Source organism: Gallibacter sp. Marseille-QA0791 (genome assembly GCF_965119705.1).
Lineage (GTDB): Bacteria > Bacillota > Clostridia > Peptostreptococcales > Anaerovoracaceae > Lentihominibacter > Lentihominibacter excrementipullorum.
Map to the genome: position 1 here is coordinate 89221 of NZ_CBCPMH010000001.1, position 14963 is coordinate 104183.

At 50.2% G+C, this 14963-nt stretch carries 17 protein-coding genes; 16 read left to right on the top strand and 1 reads right to left on the bottom strand.

Features of this window, described 5'->3' with window-relative positions; genetic code table 11:
* Positions 1 to 2: 2 nt before the first annotated feature.
* The 4 genes from ACQY69_RS00430 to phnX are packed head-to-tail and all read left to right on the top strand — an operon-like array spanning position 3 to position 4732.
* Positions 3 to 1685, top strand: coding sequence for a putative 2-aminoethylphosphonate ABC transporter permease subunit (locus tag ACQY69_RS00430; protein WP_428257679.1), 1683 nt, complete (start codon positions 3 to 5; stop codon positions 1683 to 1685).
* On the top strand, positions 1666 to 2769 hold the full coding sequence (gene phnW, locus ACQY69_RS00435) for a 2-aminoethylphosphonate--pyruvate transaminase (RefSeq protein WP_428257680.1): 1104 nt from the start codon (positions 1666 to 1668) through the stop codon (positions 2767 to 2769). The genes ACQY69_RS00430 and phnW overlap by 20 nt, the downstream gene beginning before the upstream one ends.
* A complete protein-coding gene (locus tag ACQY69_RS00440) occupies positions 2766 to 3926 on the top strand; it encodes a saccharopine dehydrogenase family protein (protein WP_428257682.1) in 1161 nt (386 codons plus the stop codon). Before phnW ends, ACQY69_RS00440 begins: the two co-directional genes overlap by 4 nt.
* A gap of 20 nt (positions 3927 to 3946) precedes the next feature.
* Positions 3947 to 4732: a phosphonoacetaldehyde hydrolase gene (gene phnX, locus ACQY69_RS00445; protein WP_428257684.1), complete on the top strand. Its 786-nt coding sequence runs from the start codon at positions 3947 to 3949 to the stop codon at positions 4730 to 4732.
* A gap of 52 nt (positions 4733 to 4784) precedes the next feature.
* Here phnX and dinB read toward each other — a convergent pair whose 3' ends face one another.
* On the bottom strand, positions 4785 to 6041 hold the full coding sequence (dinB, locus tag ACQY69_RS00450) for a DNA polymerase IV (protein WP_428257685.1): 1257 nt from the start codon (positions 6039 to 6041) through the stop codon (positions 4785 to 4787).
* A 268-nt stretch (positions 6042 to 6309) separates the two neighbouring features.
* On the opposite strand from dinB, the gene ACQY69_RS00455 reads away from it, so the two are divergent.
* The 12 genes from ACQY69_RS00455 to ACQY69_RS00510 all read left to right on the top strand — a co-directional run bounded on the left by ACQY69_RS00455 (position 6310) and on the right by ACQY69_RS00510 (position 14950).
* Positions 6310 to 6942, top strand: a complete 633-nt coding sequence (locus tag ACQY69_RS00455) for a flavodoxin family protein (RefSeq protein ID WP_428257687.1) — start codon at positions 6310 to 6312, stop codon at positions 6940 to 6942.
* Positions 6943 to 6952: 10 nt separating this feature from the next.
* Positions 6953 to 7753: a tetratricopeptide repeat protein gene (locus ACQY69_RS00460; RefSeq protein ID WP_428257689.1), complete on the top strand. Its 801-nt coding sequence runs from the start codon at positions 6953 to 6955 to the stop codon at positions 7751 to 7753.
* 3 nt (positions 7754 to 7756) lie between these two features.
* Positions 7757 to 8695, top strand: coding sequence for a DUF4037 domain-containing protein (locus tag ACQY69_RS00465; protein WP_428257690.1), 939 nt, complete (start codon positions 7757 to 7759; stop codon positions 8693 to 8695).
* Between the two features lie 34 nt (positions 8696 to 8729).
* Entirely contained in the window at positions 8730 to 9377 is a 648-nt protein-coding gene (locus tag ACQY69_RS00470; protein ID WP_428257692.1) for a DUF4125 family protein, read from the top strand.
* Positions 9378 to 9402: 25 nt separating this feature from the next.
* Positions 9403 to 10257, top strand: coding sequence for a MerR family transcriptional regulator (locus ACQY69_RS00475; protein WP_428257694.1), 855 nt, complete (start codon positions 9403 to 9405; stop codon positions 10255 to 10257).
* A gap of 21 nt (positions 10258 to 10278) precedes the next feature.
* Positions 10279 to 10665 (top strand): BMC domain-containing protein, encoded by a 387-nt coding sequence (locus tag ACQY69_RS00480; RefSeq protein WP_428257695.1) that lies wholly within the window; start codon positions 10279 to 10281, stop codon positions 10663 to 10665.
* 5 nt (positions 10666 to 10670) lie between these two features.
* Positions 10671 to 11150: a EutP/PduV family microcompartment system protein gene (locus ACQY69_RS00485; RefSeq protein WP_428257697.1), complete on the top strand. Its 480-nt coding sequence runs from the start codon at positions 10671 to 10673 to the stop codon at positions 11148 to 11150.
* A 363-nt stretch (positions 11151 to 11513) separates the two neighbouring features.
* Positions 11514 to 12830, top strand: coding sequence for an MATE family efflux transporter (locus tag ACQY69_RS00490; RefSeq protein ID WP_428257699.1), 1317 nt, complete (start codon positions 11514 to 11516; stop codon positions 12828 to 12830).
* 46 nt (positions 12831 to 12876) lie between these two features.
* Entirely contained in the window at positions 12877 to 13959 is a 1083-nt protein-coding gene (locus ACQY69_RS00495; protein WP_428257701.1) for a hypothetical protein, read from the top strand.
* A 4-nt stretch (positions 13960 to 13963) separates the two neighbouring features.
* A complete protein-coding gene (locus ACQY69_RS00500; RefSeq protein ID WP_428257703.1) occupies positions 13964 to 14227 on the top strand; it encodes a hypothetical protein in 264 nt (87 codons plus the stop codon).
* A gap of 96 nt (positions 14228 to 14323) precedes the next feature.
* Positions 14324 to 14623 carry a BMC domain-containing protein gene (locus ACQY69_RS00505; RefSeq protein ID WP_428257705.1) on the top strand — a complete coding sequence of 100 codons (300 nt, stop codon included), beginning with the start codon at positions 14324 to 14326 and terminating at the stop codon, positions 14621 to 14623.
* Positions 14624 to 14638: 15 nt separating this feature from the next.
* On the top strand, positions 14639 to 14950 hold the full coding sequence (locus ACQY69_RS00510) for a BMC domain-containing protein (protein WP_428257707.1): 312 nt from the start codon (positions 14639 to 14641) through the stop codon (positions 14948 to 14950).
* Positions 14951 to 14963: the final 13 nt, after the last annotated feature.

Here is a 14963-nt window from a genome sequence, read left to right on the forward strand (position 1 = left end):
CGATGACAAGGCTTGGCGATACCAGTAAGATAAAGTCTGTAAACATAGTGATGGGGCTGATGACCATATGCTTCGTAATAGTCCTGATCTGCCCTCTCTACAGCCTTTTTTCCAAAGCATTCATTTCTGCTGACGGTACCTTCGTTGGCCTTGGCAATTATGCGGAATATTTTTCCACGCCGGCCCTGTCGGTGTCCATCGGCAATACCATATACATATCGGTGTTCACAGCTATCGTGAGCACTCTGATAGGATTTGTCTATGCCTACGGTGTGACGAGGACCAACATAAAGGGGAAGCAGTTCTTCCGCTATGCGGCCCTCATACCGCTGTTTCTCCCTACCGTGGTCCACGGACTCAGCCTTGTGTATCTGTTCGGTGTGCAGGGAGTAGTTACCAACTTAGGATGGGACATTGGCCTCTACGGTAAGACGGGCATAATACTTTCCGAGATCATATATACATTTCCACAGTCTTTCCTGATGTTTTACATCGCGTTGAACTATGCTGACGGAAGATTATACGAAGCGGCGGAGACCATGGGGTGCGGCAATCTGAAAAAGTTCAGATATATCACTGTACCGTCGGTGAAGTACACACTGATAAATTCGCTTTTCGTATGCTTCACGCTGGCATTCACAGATTTCGGAGCTCCAAAAGTCGTAGGCGGCAGCTACAATGTCCTGGCTACAGATATATATAAGCAGGTGGCAGGTCAGTTCAACATGAACATGGGGGCAGTGGTAGGGACACTGCTCCTGATACCGGCCATCATCAGCTTCGCCGTAGACAGGATAACGTCCAGAAAGGAAAGCGGGGCGATAAGCTCCAAGGCCAGCGCTTTAAGGATAAAAGACTCAACGCCCAGAGACGTGGTGTTTTATGTGATATGCGGCGGTGTGACGCTGTGCCTGTTTATCATGGTGGCAGTGTTGTTCATGGGAGCATTTACGAAATATTATCCATATGAAATGGGGTTCACGCTGGAACATTTCAATTTCAGCGAGTCGACAGGAGGGATCCAGAGCTTTATCAATTCGGTTGTGATGAGTCTCCTGTCAGCTGTAGCAGGTACGGCTTTTGTGTTCATATACGTGTATCTGGTGGAAAGGAGCAAGAGCTCCAGGGTGCTGAAGGTGATAGGAAGACTGCTGTCATCGATCCCACTGGCGCTGCCGGGGATGGTCATAGGCCTCAGCTTCATATTCTTCTTCAACAGCCCTGATAATCCGCTGAATTTCATATATGGCACCGTGGCCATACTGGTGCTGGCCAACGTAGTGCACTTTTATTCGGTACCTTTCGTCACTGCCAGCAGCGCGCTGAAAAAACATGACAAGGATTATGAGAATGTGGCCGACAGCATGCGGATCCCGCTGTGGAAGAGCTTCACCAGAGTGATAGTGCCGCTGTCTCTTCCGGCCATACTGGAGATATTCCTCTATTATTTCATGAACTCCATGGTGACTGTGTCAGCGGTGGTGTTCCTTTACAGCGCTCAGTTCAAGGTGGCATCTATCGCCATAACCCATATGGAAGAAGCGGGGGACATCGCTCAGGCGGCAGCTATGAGCTTGCTGATACTGCTGGTGAACATCGTTGCCCGAGGGATATATGAGCTGCTGGTGTACAGGATAAAGAAGAGAAATGAGAGGAGGAAGACAGATGTGGTCGAAAGTGCCTGATAACCCTTACCTGTTACTGACACCGGGACCATTGTCCACGTCTAAGAAGGTGAGAGCAGCTATGCTTCGCGACTGGTGTACGTGGGACGATGATTACAATATAGATGTAGTTGAAGATATAAGAAGGAGACTGGTGAGATATGCCACATCGTCACCGGATGATTATACGGCAGTGCTGATGCAGGGAAGCGGTTCATTTGGAGTCGAGGCATGTCTGGGAACAGCGGTGCCAGGGAGCGGGAAGCTGCTTCTTATCGCCAATGGAGCCTACGGCATGAGGATGGTCAGATTTATGGAGACCATGGGACGTTCCTTCCGACTGCTCAGCTTTGACGAGACGGAACAGGCTGATCCGGAAGCGGTGAAAGGAGTGTTGAATGAAGACACGGCGATAACTCATGTGGCCGTAGTTTTCTGCGAGACTACCACAGGGATATTGAATCCGGTGGAAAGGATATGCAGTCTTGCCAAGAAAATGGGAAAAGCCACCATTGTGGACGCTATGAGCGCTTTCGGAGGTATCCCCATGGACATGGAAAAGATGGGGATAGACTACATGATAAGCTCATCAAACAAATGCGTCCAGGGAGTGCCGGGGTTCAGCTTTGTCATAGCAAGAAAGAGCGAACTGGAAAAATGCGAAGGTAACGCTCATTCATATAGTCTGGATCTGTATGATCAATGGAAAACCATGGATGGGAAGGGAAAGTGGCGATTCACATCGCCTACCCATACGGTGAGAGCTTTCCAGCAGGCCCTCAACGAGCTGGATGAAGAGGGCGGCATCGAGAAGAGATATGGCAGGTACAGCGAGAATCAGCGCATTCTCAGTGAGGGGATGGATGCGCTGGGGTACAGGCCGCTGTTGCCACAAAGCGTACAGTCCCCTATCATAACAGCATTTATGTATCCCTATGAGGATTTCGATTTCGGAAAATTCTACAGAGCCATGAAATCCAGGGGATTCGTCCTCTATCCCGGAAAGGTGTCGAAGGCGGAGACGTTCAGGATAGGGAATATAGGAGAGATATATCCAGAGGACATAAAGAGATTACTCAAAACTATAGAGGAGGTCAAGATATGAAAGTTTTTTGTCTGGGAGCAGCAGGTCGGATCAGCAGAGAATCTGTTCTGGATCTTGTGGAGCACTCGAATTTTGATAAAATAACCATAGGCGACTACAATGTGGAGGAGGCAGAAAAGGTGGCCCAATGGCTGGACGACGCCAGAGTAGACGTGGTGAAAGCAGATGTCAACGATGTAGCGGGAACGGCGAAGCTGATGGAAGGCTATGACGTGGTGATGGACGGGACGCAGATCACTCTCAACGGCAAGTCCACCGAGTGTATCGCCAAGGCGGGGTGTCACGGAGTCAATCTCAACGGTTTCGGTGACGAGAACCAGTGGGACGACCTGTTCGTAAAGGCGGGGAAGACATGTGTCCCAGGTTTTGGAATGACTCCGGGAACGACTCAGATGATGGCCATGCATCTGGCTAATCAGCTGGATACAGTGGAAGAGGTATATGTGTCGCATGGAGCATTCAGACCTTTCGCCTTTTCCAAATCGATAACGGAGACAACTACCTACGAGTACGATCCTGAGCTGGAGACCAGAGTGGTGTTCGAGGATGGCAAATTCATACAGGTACCGCCTTTTGCCAGGCCGCGAAAGGTGAAGCTGCCGGAACCTTACGGGGAGACAGTACAATACATAATTCCTCATTCGGAGACGGTGACGCTGGCTGAGGCGCTGGCTGATAAGGGCGTGCGTCTCATCGAGGTGAGAGGAACGTGGCCGCAGCAGAATATGACACTGGTGAGAGGCCTTTACGACTATGGGATACTGAAAAACCCTGAGGTGATGGTGGGAGACCGGCCGGCAAAGCTTATGGATATCATCGGCGACTACCTGGTGAACAGCCCGGAGGGAAAAACCACGAAGCTTTACGGATACAGTCTTCATATCGAAGTGATCGGTACAAAGGATGGAAAGAAGAAGCAGGGGATAATATACCATACCCATCCGGCCTCCGATGGTTCTGTAGAGGGCTGGGAGGGACTGAGAGCCTATACGAGGAACGTAGGGATCCCTCTGGCCATCGCCGCTGAACTGCTGGCCAAGGGCTGTGCTCCTCGTCCGGGGATACTGATACCTGAATACGCATTCCAGCCTGAAGTGATATTCCGGGAACTGGAAAAGAGACAGATATACATGCATGAGGAATGGACTGACCTGTAAGGAGACGGACGGAGGAAAACATGAAGAAAATAGAAGCTGTGATATTCGACTGGGCGGGAACGACAGTGGACTTCGGTTCCACTGCCCCCGTGCAGGCCTTCATAGAGGCTTTTGGGAAGTTTGGCATCGTACCTACTCTGGAAGAGGTGAGAGAGCCTATGGGCATGCCTAAATGGGACCATATCCATAAGATGATGCAGATGGACAGGATCGCCGGGGAATGGGAGCAGGTATACGGCTCACCATGGACGAGAGCTGATGTGGATCAGGTCTACAAAGTGAGCGAAGAGGCGATCATGGAGATACTCCCTGATTTTGCCGGGCCTAAACCCTATGTAACTGACACGGTGAAGATGTTGAGAGGACGCGGTATATCCATAGGCTCTACTACAGGATATACGTCTGAGATGATGGGGATCGTCGCTCCTGCGGCAGCAGCAAAGGGCTATGAGCCGGATGTATATATCACTCCGGATGACGTTGGCGGCAAAGGCAGACCATACCCGTATATGATCTTCAGAAATCTGGAAAAGCTGGGAGTTTCATCGGTGGCTGCCGCCATCAAGGTGGGAGATACTGTCGCTGATATAAAAGAAGGGAAAAATGCCGGACTCATATCGGTAGGCATCGTGGAAGGCAGCTCGGTGATGGGGCTGACGGAAGAGGAATATGAAGCGCTGCCGCAGGAAGAGAAGGTAACGCGGCAGAAGAATGCCACCGAGACATATTTCAGATGTGGCGCTGACCACGTAATACTGAATCTGAGCAGACTGGAGGAACTGATAGATCTTATCGAGAGAAGATAGCGTATGGATGAAAGCGCTGCGAAGCTTCGGAGCAGGCAGCAGTTTTACGATCTCAGTCATCTCTGTCCGGAGGAGTCCTGACGTCTGAAAATGCCGGATCTGTGCTCCCTGCGTCCAGTCCGATATCGTTGTTGATGATCGAACCGAAACTGATGGCTCCGGTCCCGAATTTTTTCCTGATATTATCCATGGCACGCTCGACTTTTTCTCCCTTTTCTGCCAGCACGTTCTCGTTGGAGAAGAGAGACAACTGCTGGGCCTGGTTTTCATCGCACAGATTGATGGCGGTGATGGTCAGCATCCTGATGGGATCTCTCATGCGCCACGACTTCTTTATGGTGTCTATGGCGCTGGAGGCGATGACCTCTGATACATTGGTGGGATTGTCCAGCTGCTGCTGCCGTGATATGACCTTGAGGGAAGGATCTTTTATATCGACTTTGACGCCGAAGGCTTTGAGCCCGTGCTTTCTCAGCCGTGTGGCTACTGTGTCGGACAGGCCTGTCACGGCTGTTTTTATATCTTCCATACCGTGAAGGTTACGTCTGAATGTGATGCCATTGCCGACGGATTTTATCTGTTCCGGCTGATCATAGCGGGCAACCGGCGTAGTGTCCAGACCGTTGGCGTAGTCGTGGATGGTGCTGCCCTGTTTTCCGAGCATACCGGATATCATTTTTTTGTCGGCGGCAGCCAGCTCGCCTATGGTCTTTATGCCGAAGTCGTGCAGTTTCTGAGCTGTCGCTTTGCCAACGAAGAACATGGCCCTCACGTCCAGCGGCCACAGTATTTCCTTGAAATTTTCCCTGGAGATGACGGTGGTGGCATCCGGCTTCCTGTAGTCGCTGCCCATCTTGGCGAATATTTTGTTGAAGGAAACACCGGCGGAGAGCGTGAGACCCAGTTCCTTCTTTACCGTTTCTCTTATTTCATCAGCCATATGACTGCCGGTACCGAAAAGATTGGTGCTGGCAGTCACATCCAGCCACGACTCGTCGATGCTGAAAGGCTCGACCATGTCGGTGTACCTCAGATAGATCTCATTTATCAGTCTGCTGTAATGCCTGTATTTGTCATGATGGGGCGGCACGACCTGGAGGCCGGGACATTTCTTCCTGGCCTGCCAGAGAGTCTCGGCTGTTACGACGCCGTATCTTTTAGCTATTTCGTTTTTTGCCAATATGATACCGTGACGGTTCTCAGGGCTGCCGCAGACCGCCATGGGTTTGTCCTTCAGGTGAGGATAGTCTATCAGCTCTACCGATGCGTAGAACCCGTTCATATCACAGTGGAGGATGACTCTGTCCATATATATGTTCCTTTCCTGATCCTTTGCCGGCTTGTCATCATTATTATATCACTGAAAGCTTCGAAGAACAAGCGTTCTTGATGCGTTTTGATACAGATGCGCGGAGAGCTGCCGGCACATGTCATCATGGATGAGATGGGGAGTGGAAGTTATACCTGTTATCAAACTGAATTTAATGTATCCACATGATAGGAAAGTATGGTATAATGACAACAGACTCTCAATGATTACGTTTTTACTGAAAAAAGGCTTACAGTAAGGAGTAACAATGAAAGTTCTGTTGATAAACGGCAGTCCGCACCAATTCGGATGCACCTATACGGCTCTCAGAGAAGTGGCCGGGTCACTGAATAAAAACGATGTGGCCACGGAGATATATCATATAGGCTCAGAGCCTATCAGAGGCTGTGTAGGTTGTGGAAGCTGTTTTACCACGGACAAATGTGTCTTTGACGATGGCGTCAACGAGATCTCATCAAGGCTGGTGGAATTCGACGGCCTGGTAGTGGGCTCTCCGGTCTACTATGCCAGTGCGTCCGGACAGCTGTGTTGTTTTCTCGACAGATTGTTCTACAGCAACATGCACAGTGGGCGCATGACCGGTAAGGTGGCTGCGGCGGTAGTATCCTGCCGAAGAGGCGGGGCCAGCGCTGCCTTTGACAGGCTCAACAAGTATTTCACCATAAGCAAGATGCCTATCGCCACATCCCAGTATTGGAACCAAGTCCACGGAAATAAGCCGGAGGAGGTCCTGGAAGACACGGAGGGGATGCAGACCATGAGGACGCTGGGTGAAAGTATTGCCTATGATCTTCGCAACAGGTATGCCGGGTTGAGACAGCATGTGAAGCAGCCGGAATATGAGAAACCTATCATGACGAATTTCATTCGGAAAGGATAGGTGAGACAGCATGTACGGCGGGATAGACATCAAGGAGTTTTACAACGGACTGGATGCCAGATTCAAGGCCAAGGACGCGGCGGAGACGAGGCGCTATCTGGAAGATTGGCTGAAAGAAGCGCGACACAGAGACGATACCTCCGGGATCGTTGCGGTGAGCAACGAGCTGGGAGGATTTTGTCGTGCTGTCGGCGAGATCGGCAGAGCCGAAGAGCTGTACAGAGATGTATTGGAAAAACTGGAGCGGATGGGGCTGTCAAAAACTGAACATTATGCTACGGCTTTAATAAACACGGGAGATGTATATATCAGCGCGGGTCGACAGCAGGAAGCTCTCAAGTATTTCCTGCAGGCCAGAGAATTGCTGAAGGAATGTGGCCTTTCAGGCGATTACAGGATGGCCGCGTTGTGCAACAATATCAGCATGGTGTATCGTGCCACCGGGGAATCGGACAAGGCAGAGCAGGCGCTGGACGTCGCATTCAATATAATAAAAGGACTGCCGCAATGCAGAGGAGAGCTGGCAACTACATATGTGAATCTTGGTCAGCTGCAGGTGTGTCAGAACAAACTGGAGATGGCCAAGGAAAGCTTTCTCCACGCCTGCCGGATATTTCAGGAGGATGGCGGTGGTGACGTCCATTATGCGGCGGCATGTGCAGGTCTGGGAGAGATATCGTATCTCAGAGGTGAAATGAAGGAAGCTGCGGAGTATTATGAAAAAGCGCTGCGGCTGATCGAGCGTGATTTCGGAAAGACGGAACAGTACAGAATGATGGAGCGGAACCTGGAAAAGGTGAAGGGGATGTGAGCGATGAAAGGGATGGAGCTTTCGAGACGGTATTTTGAAGAGTACGGAAGGACAATGATAGATGAAAAGCTGTCGCGGTACAGGGAATACATCGCGGCAGGGCTGGTGGGAGAAGGCTCGGAGTGTTTTGGATTTGATGATCAGCTGTCTGCTGACCATGATTTCGGCCCCGCTTTCTGCATCTGGATCCCTGAAAGCCTGTATGAGACTGCCGGGGCTGAGATACAGAAAGCGTATGACAGTCTGCCTCAGAGCTACATGGGGTACAGGAGGATAACGTCAGCCCAGGGTGGCGGCAGAGTGGGAGTCCTGACGACAGAGGGGTTTTACCGTAAGTTCACAGGGCTGGATCATGCTCCGGCTGATAATATGGAATGGTTCAGGATACCGGAGAGGTTTCTGGCCACGGCAGTCAACGGCCAGGTCTTTGTGGACAACAACGGACGGTTTTCACAGATAAGGAGCGAGCTGCAGAGATTTTATCCGGAGGACGTAGTAAAGAAAAAACTGGCAGCCAGATGCGCCATGATGGCGCAGACAGGCCAGTACAACTACGGCCGGTCTATGAAACGGAGAGATTTTCAGGCGGCGTATCTGTCCTGTGGTGAATTCGTCAAGACAGCCATGTCAGCTGTATATCTGCTGAACGAAACGTATATGCCGTATTATAAATGGGTGTTCCGTGGAGCGGAAGATTTCAATGTGCTCAGGGAAACGGTGGAACGTTTGAGGAATATAACGATGCTTCCCGATACAGCGGAAAACAGCGCAAAAAAAGAAATGCTCATAGAACAGGTGTGTGTGGACGTAGGGAGAGAGCTGAACCGCAGAGGGTTTACAAGGACCACGGAAGCTTTCCTGCAGGCCCATGGGGATGAATTGATGAGAGCCATAAGAGATGTGAGGCTGAGGAACCTCCACATCATGGCGGATTGTGACTAGATGAAGCTTTTCGGGAATTTTAAGGAGAATTGTCATGAGGGATGAGATAAAGCGGAGAGAGACGCCGAAAGACAGGATGATAGACGATATAATAGATATAGAATGGAATATGTTCGATAAGGTGAACAACGCGGGAGGGCGGGCTGCTTGCCAGGATGACTGGTGGACATTTTATGCCATGCGCTTCAGTCAATTTTCATCATTTCCGGAGAACGTGCTGGCCAGCTACAGGCAGGATCTGGAGGAAGCGAAAAACGCAGGACGGAATCTCCTTACCGAAAAATACGCCTATATGATGGAGTTCACCGAGCCGGATTATTTCGACAGCGTGCTGAAAAAAAATCTGCCCCCTGTATCGCCGATCAAAGAGGAGATGGTGGACAGGATCGCCAACATCCTGATAGGATGTGAGCAGGAATTCGTCAGGCGCTACCCCGGTCTGGGAAGCAAGAGCCGACCTGTCGTGGGGACCGGAGGCGGTGACGTCTCGTTTCATGTATATACCATAGGGGAGTTGAAGACATATTCGGAGAGGACTCTCAGTCTTATGTCCTCTTATCTCAGCGGCCTGGACACGTCGTCTGAACTGGAAAATCCTTCCTTCGTGATACACGCCGCGACGGTCGGTTTTTACGGGTATGAGAGTCTCGACTCCGCCGAGGCTGCGATCGTAAGATCCTGAAAGGCAGAAGGAAAAGGTGAGCGCTGTGAAAGATGAGAAAAAAAAGACGGAAACAGAGGATGAAAAACTGTACTCCATAGGGGAAGTGAGCAGCATATGTAATATATCGAAAAAGGCGCTGCGCTTTTACGATAAGATACATATAATTTCACCGGACTATATCTCTGAAGAAAACAAATACAGATATTACAACAGGCGGACGCTGCTGCTGGTGCCGGTTATCAAGTATTACAAGCAGATGGGCTTCAAGCTGGAGGAAATGAAAGAGGTGCTGGAAAGCGAGACCTATGAAGTGCATCAGGAGAGCTTTCGCAATAAAATAGACGAACTCAAGCGGCTGCGGGAGGATATAAATGTATCCTACATATCGGTAAATGACTGGTATGATCTTATAATGGAAGCTGTCAGCGTGATCGAGAACAAGGTCACAGAAGTTTCGGTCAAGTATATAGAATCCATGCGGGTCTGTTATATGGAGCAGGAATTCACCCACAACTACATGGATTCCATCATCAATATAGAGTGGACCAACTATCTGGAGGAAATAGGACATGCCATAACGGGGGCAGTGTATCTTGAGTTCCTCGACGTAAAGGAAAAGATGGAAGGGAAACCGACGAAAGTCCGCGTTTTCCAGCGGGGAGCGAAGGACATAGAGGACAGCAGGACCATGAACATAGGCGGGAAAATGATGCTGTCGGCGTATCACATAGGATCTCATGATAACATAAATGAAACGTATGAGAAGATATTCAGATGGGCGAAGGCTCACGGGTATAAATACGGGAACACATCTATAGAACGATATGTCACTGATTATTGGACCATACATAAGGTGGACGATTTCGTCACCGAGATACTGGTGGACATAATCAAGTAAGGAAGAGGGAGGCAAGAAGAAATGGTCGATATAAAAGATATACTGCCTCAGGACGCGGAAGGCAGGCTCAGGATAATACAGGAGCTGGTACCCGGCAAACAGATAACGCTGGCACATATCATCGGAGGACCGAGGCCGATAGTTTACAGGAAGCTGGGACTCAATCCCGATGTGGATTACGATAAATCCGCGATAGGCATAATAAATATGAGTCCCGCGGAATCGGCGGTCATAGCTGGCGACATCGCCACAAAGGAGGGAGACGTGTACCTGGGGTTCGTTGACAGGTTCAGCGGTACTCTGATAATAACAGGACTGATCGCCGAAGTGACCAACGCGGTGGAGGAGATCGTAAGATATTTCGGGCAGGATCTGGGTTATGCAGTCTGTGAGATCAGCAGAAGGTAAGCGTTATGAGAAAGATAATTTTCATGGGAAGGAGCGAGGCCGGCAAGACGACACTGACGCAGGCGATGAAGGGAGAAACCATTACATACCATAAGACCCAATACGTCAACAATTATGACGTGATCATCGATACGCCGGGCGAATATGCCGAGACGAAGCATCTGGGAGGCGCTCTGGCAGTGTATTCCTATGAGGCTGATGTGGTGGGCCTGCTGCTGAGCGCTATCGAGCCCTATTCTCTGTATCCTCCTAACGTCACTACCATGTGCAACAGAGAGGTGATCGGTATCGTAACGAAGATAGAGCATCGTCTGGCGGAGCCCGCGCAGGCGGCGGAATGGCTTAGACTGGCGGGATGCGAGAAGATATTCTTTGTCAGCGCTTATACAGGAGAGGGGATACCGGAGCTCCTGGAGTATCTCAAGGAGGATGGAGATGTGCTCCCGTGGGAAGAGGCAAAGGCCAGGGACGATGGATATTCGTGAAACAAGTATTCCCTTAAGGGGAATGTTTTTGAACCTGAAAAGGCATTATTTAACGACAAAATATTGCGGAGCACGGCGGAGAGCTTTCGAACGGATGTTTGAAATCTCTCCGCTTTTTCTTGCGGGCAAGTTGGGAAAACGGCGTGTTAAACAAATAACAAACTGGTGTGACGGTGAAAAACCTGAGTTCTTCCGCACAGAAAAAAGAGGAAAGACAGACTGCGTGCGAGCGCAAAAAAATCTGTCGATTTTGTAATTGACATTCCTCTTAGGTGTATAGCTTAAAATAGCAGTATAGCTTAAAATAGCAGTATAGAGAAGAAGTATACAGTATAAGGAATTTAACACGTTAAAGCAAAGACAGTGAGCAGGGAATTTTTTAAGTTTGTCATCCCATCCATGATCGCGTTTTCCTTTTCGGGGATATATTCGATAGTAGACGGATGGTTTGTAGGGAATTATTTGAATGAAACGGGCCTGGCTGCCATAAATGTGGCATATCCTATCACGGCGTTCATCCTGGCAACAGGAACGGCGTTGGGGATGGGCGGCTCCATATTCATATCTATCTCTCGCGGAAAGGGCGCGAGTGAGGATCAGAGGGTGTATCTGGGAATAACGCTGGCGTTGCTGCTGGTGGCCGGGATCGTGGAAATGCTCCTGATGTACGCTGTATTTCCGACGGTATTGAGGTTTTTCGGAGCATACGGAGAACTGTTCACCTTAGGGGAAGAGTATATCAGATGGATAATCTTCGGAACATTATTCCAGATTATTGGAAGCGGTCTGGTGACTGTGGTGAGAAATTACGACGGAGCACACATCGCCATGATTTCCATGATAACCGGTTTCATGGTGAATGTGGTGCTGGACTGGGTGTTCATAGCCCTTTTCGGATGGGGGATGATGGGAGCTGCGCTGGCTACGGTACTGGGGCAGGGATGCTCCATCGTTCCGAGCCTGGCCTTCCTGATAAAAAAGAAGAAGCTGGTCGGGTATGCGAGATTCAGGGGAGATATAAAAAAGATACGGGAGATACTGGCAGTTGCCGTATCGCCTTTCGGACTGACCTTCGCGGGAAGCGTAGTGATGATCATAATAAACAAGAATGCCATAATACATGGAGGAGAGAGAGCTGCGGCATGTTATGCAGTCATATCTTACGTGACTTATATCGTTCAAATGCTCATACAGGGTATAGGAGACGGTTCTCAGCCGCTGATAAGCCGTTATTTCGGCGCAGATCGCCAGGATATGGTGAAAAGGCTCAGGAACATGGCGTTCATAACGGCTGAGATCACAGCGGCGGTATCGGTGATACTGCTGATAGCCGGGAGTGAGGCGGTATCCGTATTCTTCGGGATGAGCGGCCAGGGAGTCTCTGATGTGGAGGCGACAATGCCGTATTTCGCGGCGGGGATGATATTCATGGCCATCGAGCGGGTCATGACATCGGTCTTCTACGCTATGGACAGGAACGGATATGCTTATACTCTTATATATGGAGAATTGATATTGATGGGGATATTGGCGACAGTCGTGTTGCCTCCATTTATGGGGGTAACAGGCGTATGGCTCTCAGTGCCGGTGGCGCAGGCGGTCCTGGCCGTGTTATCTGTGCTGCTTCTGAGAAAGTCTGTGGGGAACGCGGGCGATCCCGGAAGGGTAACGCTTCGCTGAAGTTATTACTATTTATTATCATTATTCAAAAGAGGAGGATTTATTTATGAGCGAAAGTTCAATGGCTGTGTCCGCAGGGGCGCTGGAAGCGAAACAGGCGCAGGAAAAGGCATATCGCAAAAAAGGATTGTTCATCGCCCTCATGTCAGGATTCCTGTATGGCGGATACACCGCGTTCATGACGCAGGGAATGGCAACAGGCATATGGGAAACTTGGTACGGAGGCGCGATAACAGGCTTCGCGCTGACATACACCCTCAGCGCCATAGGAGCGGCGACTAACGACATCTGCTCAGCTGTCTATACGCTGATACAGGCAGCTGTGCTGGGAAGACTGGGAGATTTCTTCAGGACTCTCAAGACCAAGCCGGGAAGGATACTCATCACAGTAGCCCTTATCGGAGGACCGCTGGCATCGACAGCTTATGCGCTGGCTCTTCAGACGGCTGGCTCGATCATCGTTCCTATCGCATCGCTGAATGCGGCACTGGGAGCTATCATCGGAAGGATAATTTACAAACAGGTACTGTCCAAGGGCATGGTACTGGGTATCGTTATCTGCCTGGCAGCCGCCACACTCATAGGAAGCACGGGAATGTCGCTGGACGGATTCGATCCTGTTATGCTGATAGGATTCATCGCTGCTTTCGTATGTGCTCTCGGATGGGGGATCGAAGGCGCCATGGGAGGATATGCCTGCTCCATGGTAGATACTGAAGTAGCCATCACTATTCGTCAGGTCACTTCCGGGATAGGCAACGGGATCGTCCTCGTTTCCATCCTGTCGCTGATAGGCGGAGACGGGATCGGTACAGGTATCTCGATGGTAGGACAGGCGCTGACCGACATGCCGTCAATCTGGCTGTTCCTTATCGGCGGTATATTCGCGTCATGGTCATTCAAGTACTGGTACAAGGGTGCCGCCATGTGCGGAGCTGCTCTCGGCATGGGATGCAACGGTACATACGCTTTCTGGGGCCCTGTATGGTGCTTCGTGATATGCGGACTGGTATTCGGTGTAGACGGATATGCTATTCCTTGGCAGGGCTGGGTAGGAGCTATTGTCATGGTTATCGGTATCTTCGTTCTCGCGATTTCACAGCAAAGAGCAACTGCAAAGGAGGCGTAAGGATATGAGACCATTATTCTTTTCGGTATTGAAATATTTCACATCAGGCAAGGAAGCCTGCAGGAAAGACGTGCAGGATGCTCTCAGAGACCAGTACGGCAGCTTCAAGGCCTTCAAGGACAAGGCTATGGACGAAGCTCTGATGACGGCCTGCTCCAACGGACTGATAGATGAAAGCAGATACGAGCTGGATGAGAAGGGCAATCTGGTCATCTATTATAAGGCCAATCAGGAGAGCATCGATACCATCAACAGTTACATAAAGTAATTTGTTTTAAATTCCAGTTAATAATATATCCGCATCGAGCCTGTGTCGACAGGCCGGTGTGGATATATCGATTTCAATTTGAAAGGAGAGTTTGGCATGAGATACTATGCAGAGGAAGCGTTGGGAATGCTGGAGACCGTGGGAATGGTCCCTGCTCTCGAAGCTTGTGACAAGATGCTCAAGGCCGCAGATGTAGAGCTGATCTCTTACGAAAATGTGGGCTCGACCCTGGTGACCATCATGATCAAGGGAGATGTGGCCGCCGTGACGGCTTCCATAAAAGCCGGAGCGGAAGCTGCCGAGGCTATCGGGAAGCTGACAGCGACGAAGGTCATTCCGCGGCCGATAAAACCGATAGGAGACATCGTTTCGATCTACGATGTCGATGAGTTATAAAGGAGGAGACTAAAGATGGCAAGAACAGAAGCGTTAGGCTTAGTTGAGACCTTTGGGATCGTGTTCGTTATCGAGGCTGCCGACGCCATGTGTAAGGCGGCGGATGTCGAGCTGGTCGGATTTGAGAACACCGCGTCAGGATATATTTCCGTGCTGGTGGAAGGTGATGTGGGAGCCTGTAAGACAGCGGTAGCGGCAGGAGTCAAGGCGGTCCAGGAAATGGGAACGGAGCCTTACAGCTCCGTAGTCATAGCAAGACCTCATGAGGATCTGCAGAAGATAACCAGACTGTATAAGCTGGAGAACCTGCTTCCATACAGCGATTGACGTGTCGACTGAG

Coding starts and splice junctions, on each gene's coding strand:
- ACQY69_RS00505 (WP_428257705.1), top strand. CDS start 14,324: ATGAGATACTATGCAGAGGAAGCGTTGGGAATGCTGGAGACCGTGGGA.
- ACQY69_RS00495 (WP_428257701.1), top strand. CDS start 12,877: ATGAGCGAAAGTTCAATGGCTGTGTCCGCAGGGGCGCTGGAAGCGAAA.
- phnX (WP_428257684.1), top strand. CDS start 3,947: ATGAAGAAAATAGAAGCTGTGATATTCGACTGGGCGGGAACGACAGTG.
- ACQY69_RS00460 (WP_428257689.1), top strand. CDS start 6,953: ATGTACGGCGGGATAGACATCAAGGAGTTTTACAACGGACTGGATGCC.
- ACQY69_RS00455 (WP_428257687.1), top strand. CDS start 6,310: ATGAAAGTTCTGTTGATAAACGGCAGTCCGCACCAATTCGGATGCACC.
- ACQY69_RS00485 (WP_428257697.1), top strand. CDS start 10,671: ATGAGAAAGATAATTTTCATGGGAAGGAGCGAGGCCGGCAAGACGACA.
- phnW (WP_428257680.1), top strand. CDS start 1,666: ATGTGGTCGAAAGTGCCTGATAACCCTTACCTGTTACTGACACCGGGA.
- ACQY69_RS00480 (WP_428257695.1), top strand. CDS start 10,279: ATGGTCGATATAAAAGATATACTGCCTCAGGACGCGGAAGGCAGGCTC.
- ACQY69_RS00470 (WP_428257692.1), top strand. CDS start 8,730: ATGAGGGATGAGATAAAGCGGAGAGAGACGCCGAAAGACAGGATGATA.
- ACQY69_RS00510 (WP_428257707.1), top strand. CDS start 14,639: ATGGCAAGAACAGAAGCGTTAGGCTTAGTTGAGACCTTTGGGATCGTG.
- ACQY69_RS00500 (WP_428257703.1), top strand. CDS start 13,964: ATGAGACCATTATTCTTTTCGGTATTGAAATATTTCACATCAGGCAAG.
- dinB (WP_428257685.1), bottom strand. CDS start 6,041: ATGGACAGAGTCATCCTCCACTGTGATATGAACGGGTTCTACGCATCG.
- ACQY69_RS00430 (WP_428257679.1), top strand. CDS start 3: ATGACAAGGCTTGGCGATACCAGTAAGATAAAGTCTGTAAACATAGTG.
- ACQY69_RS00465 (WP_428257690.1), top strand. CDS start 7,757: ATGAAAGGGATGGAGCTTTCGAGACGGTATTTTGAAGAGTACGGAAGG.
- ACQY69_RS00440 (WP_428257682.1), top strand. CDS start 2,766: ATGAAAGTTTTTTGTCTGGGAGCAGCAGGTCGGATCAGCAGAGAATCT.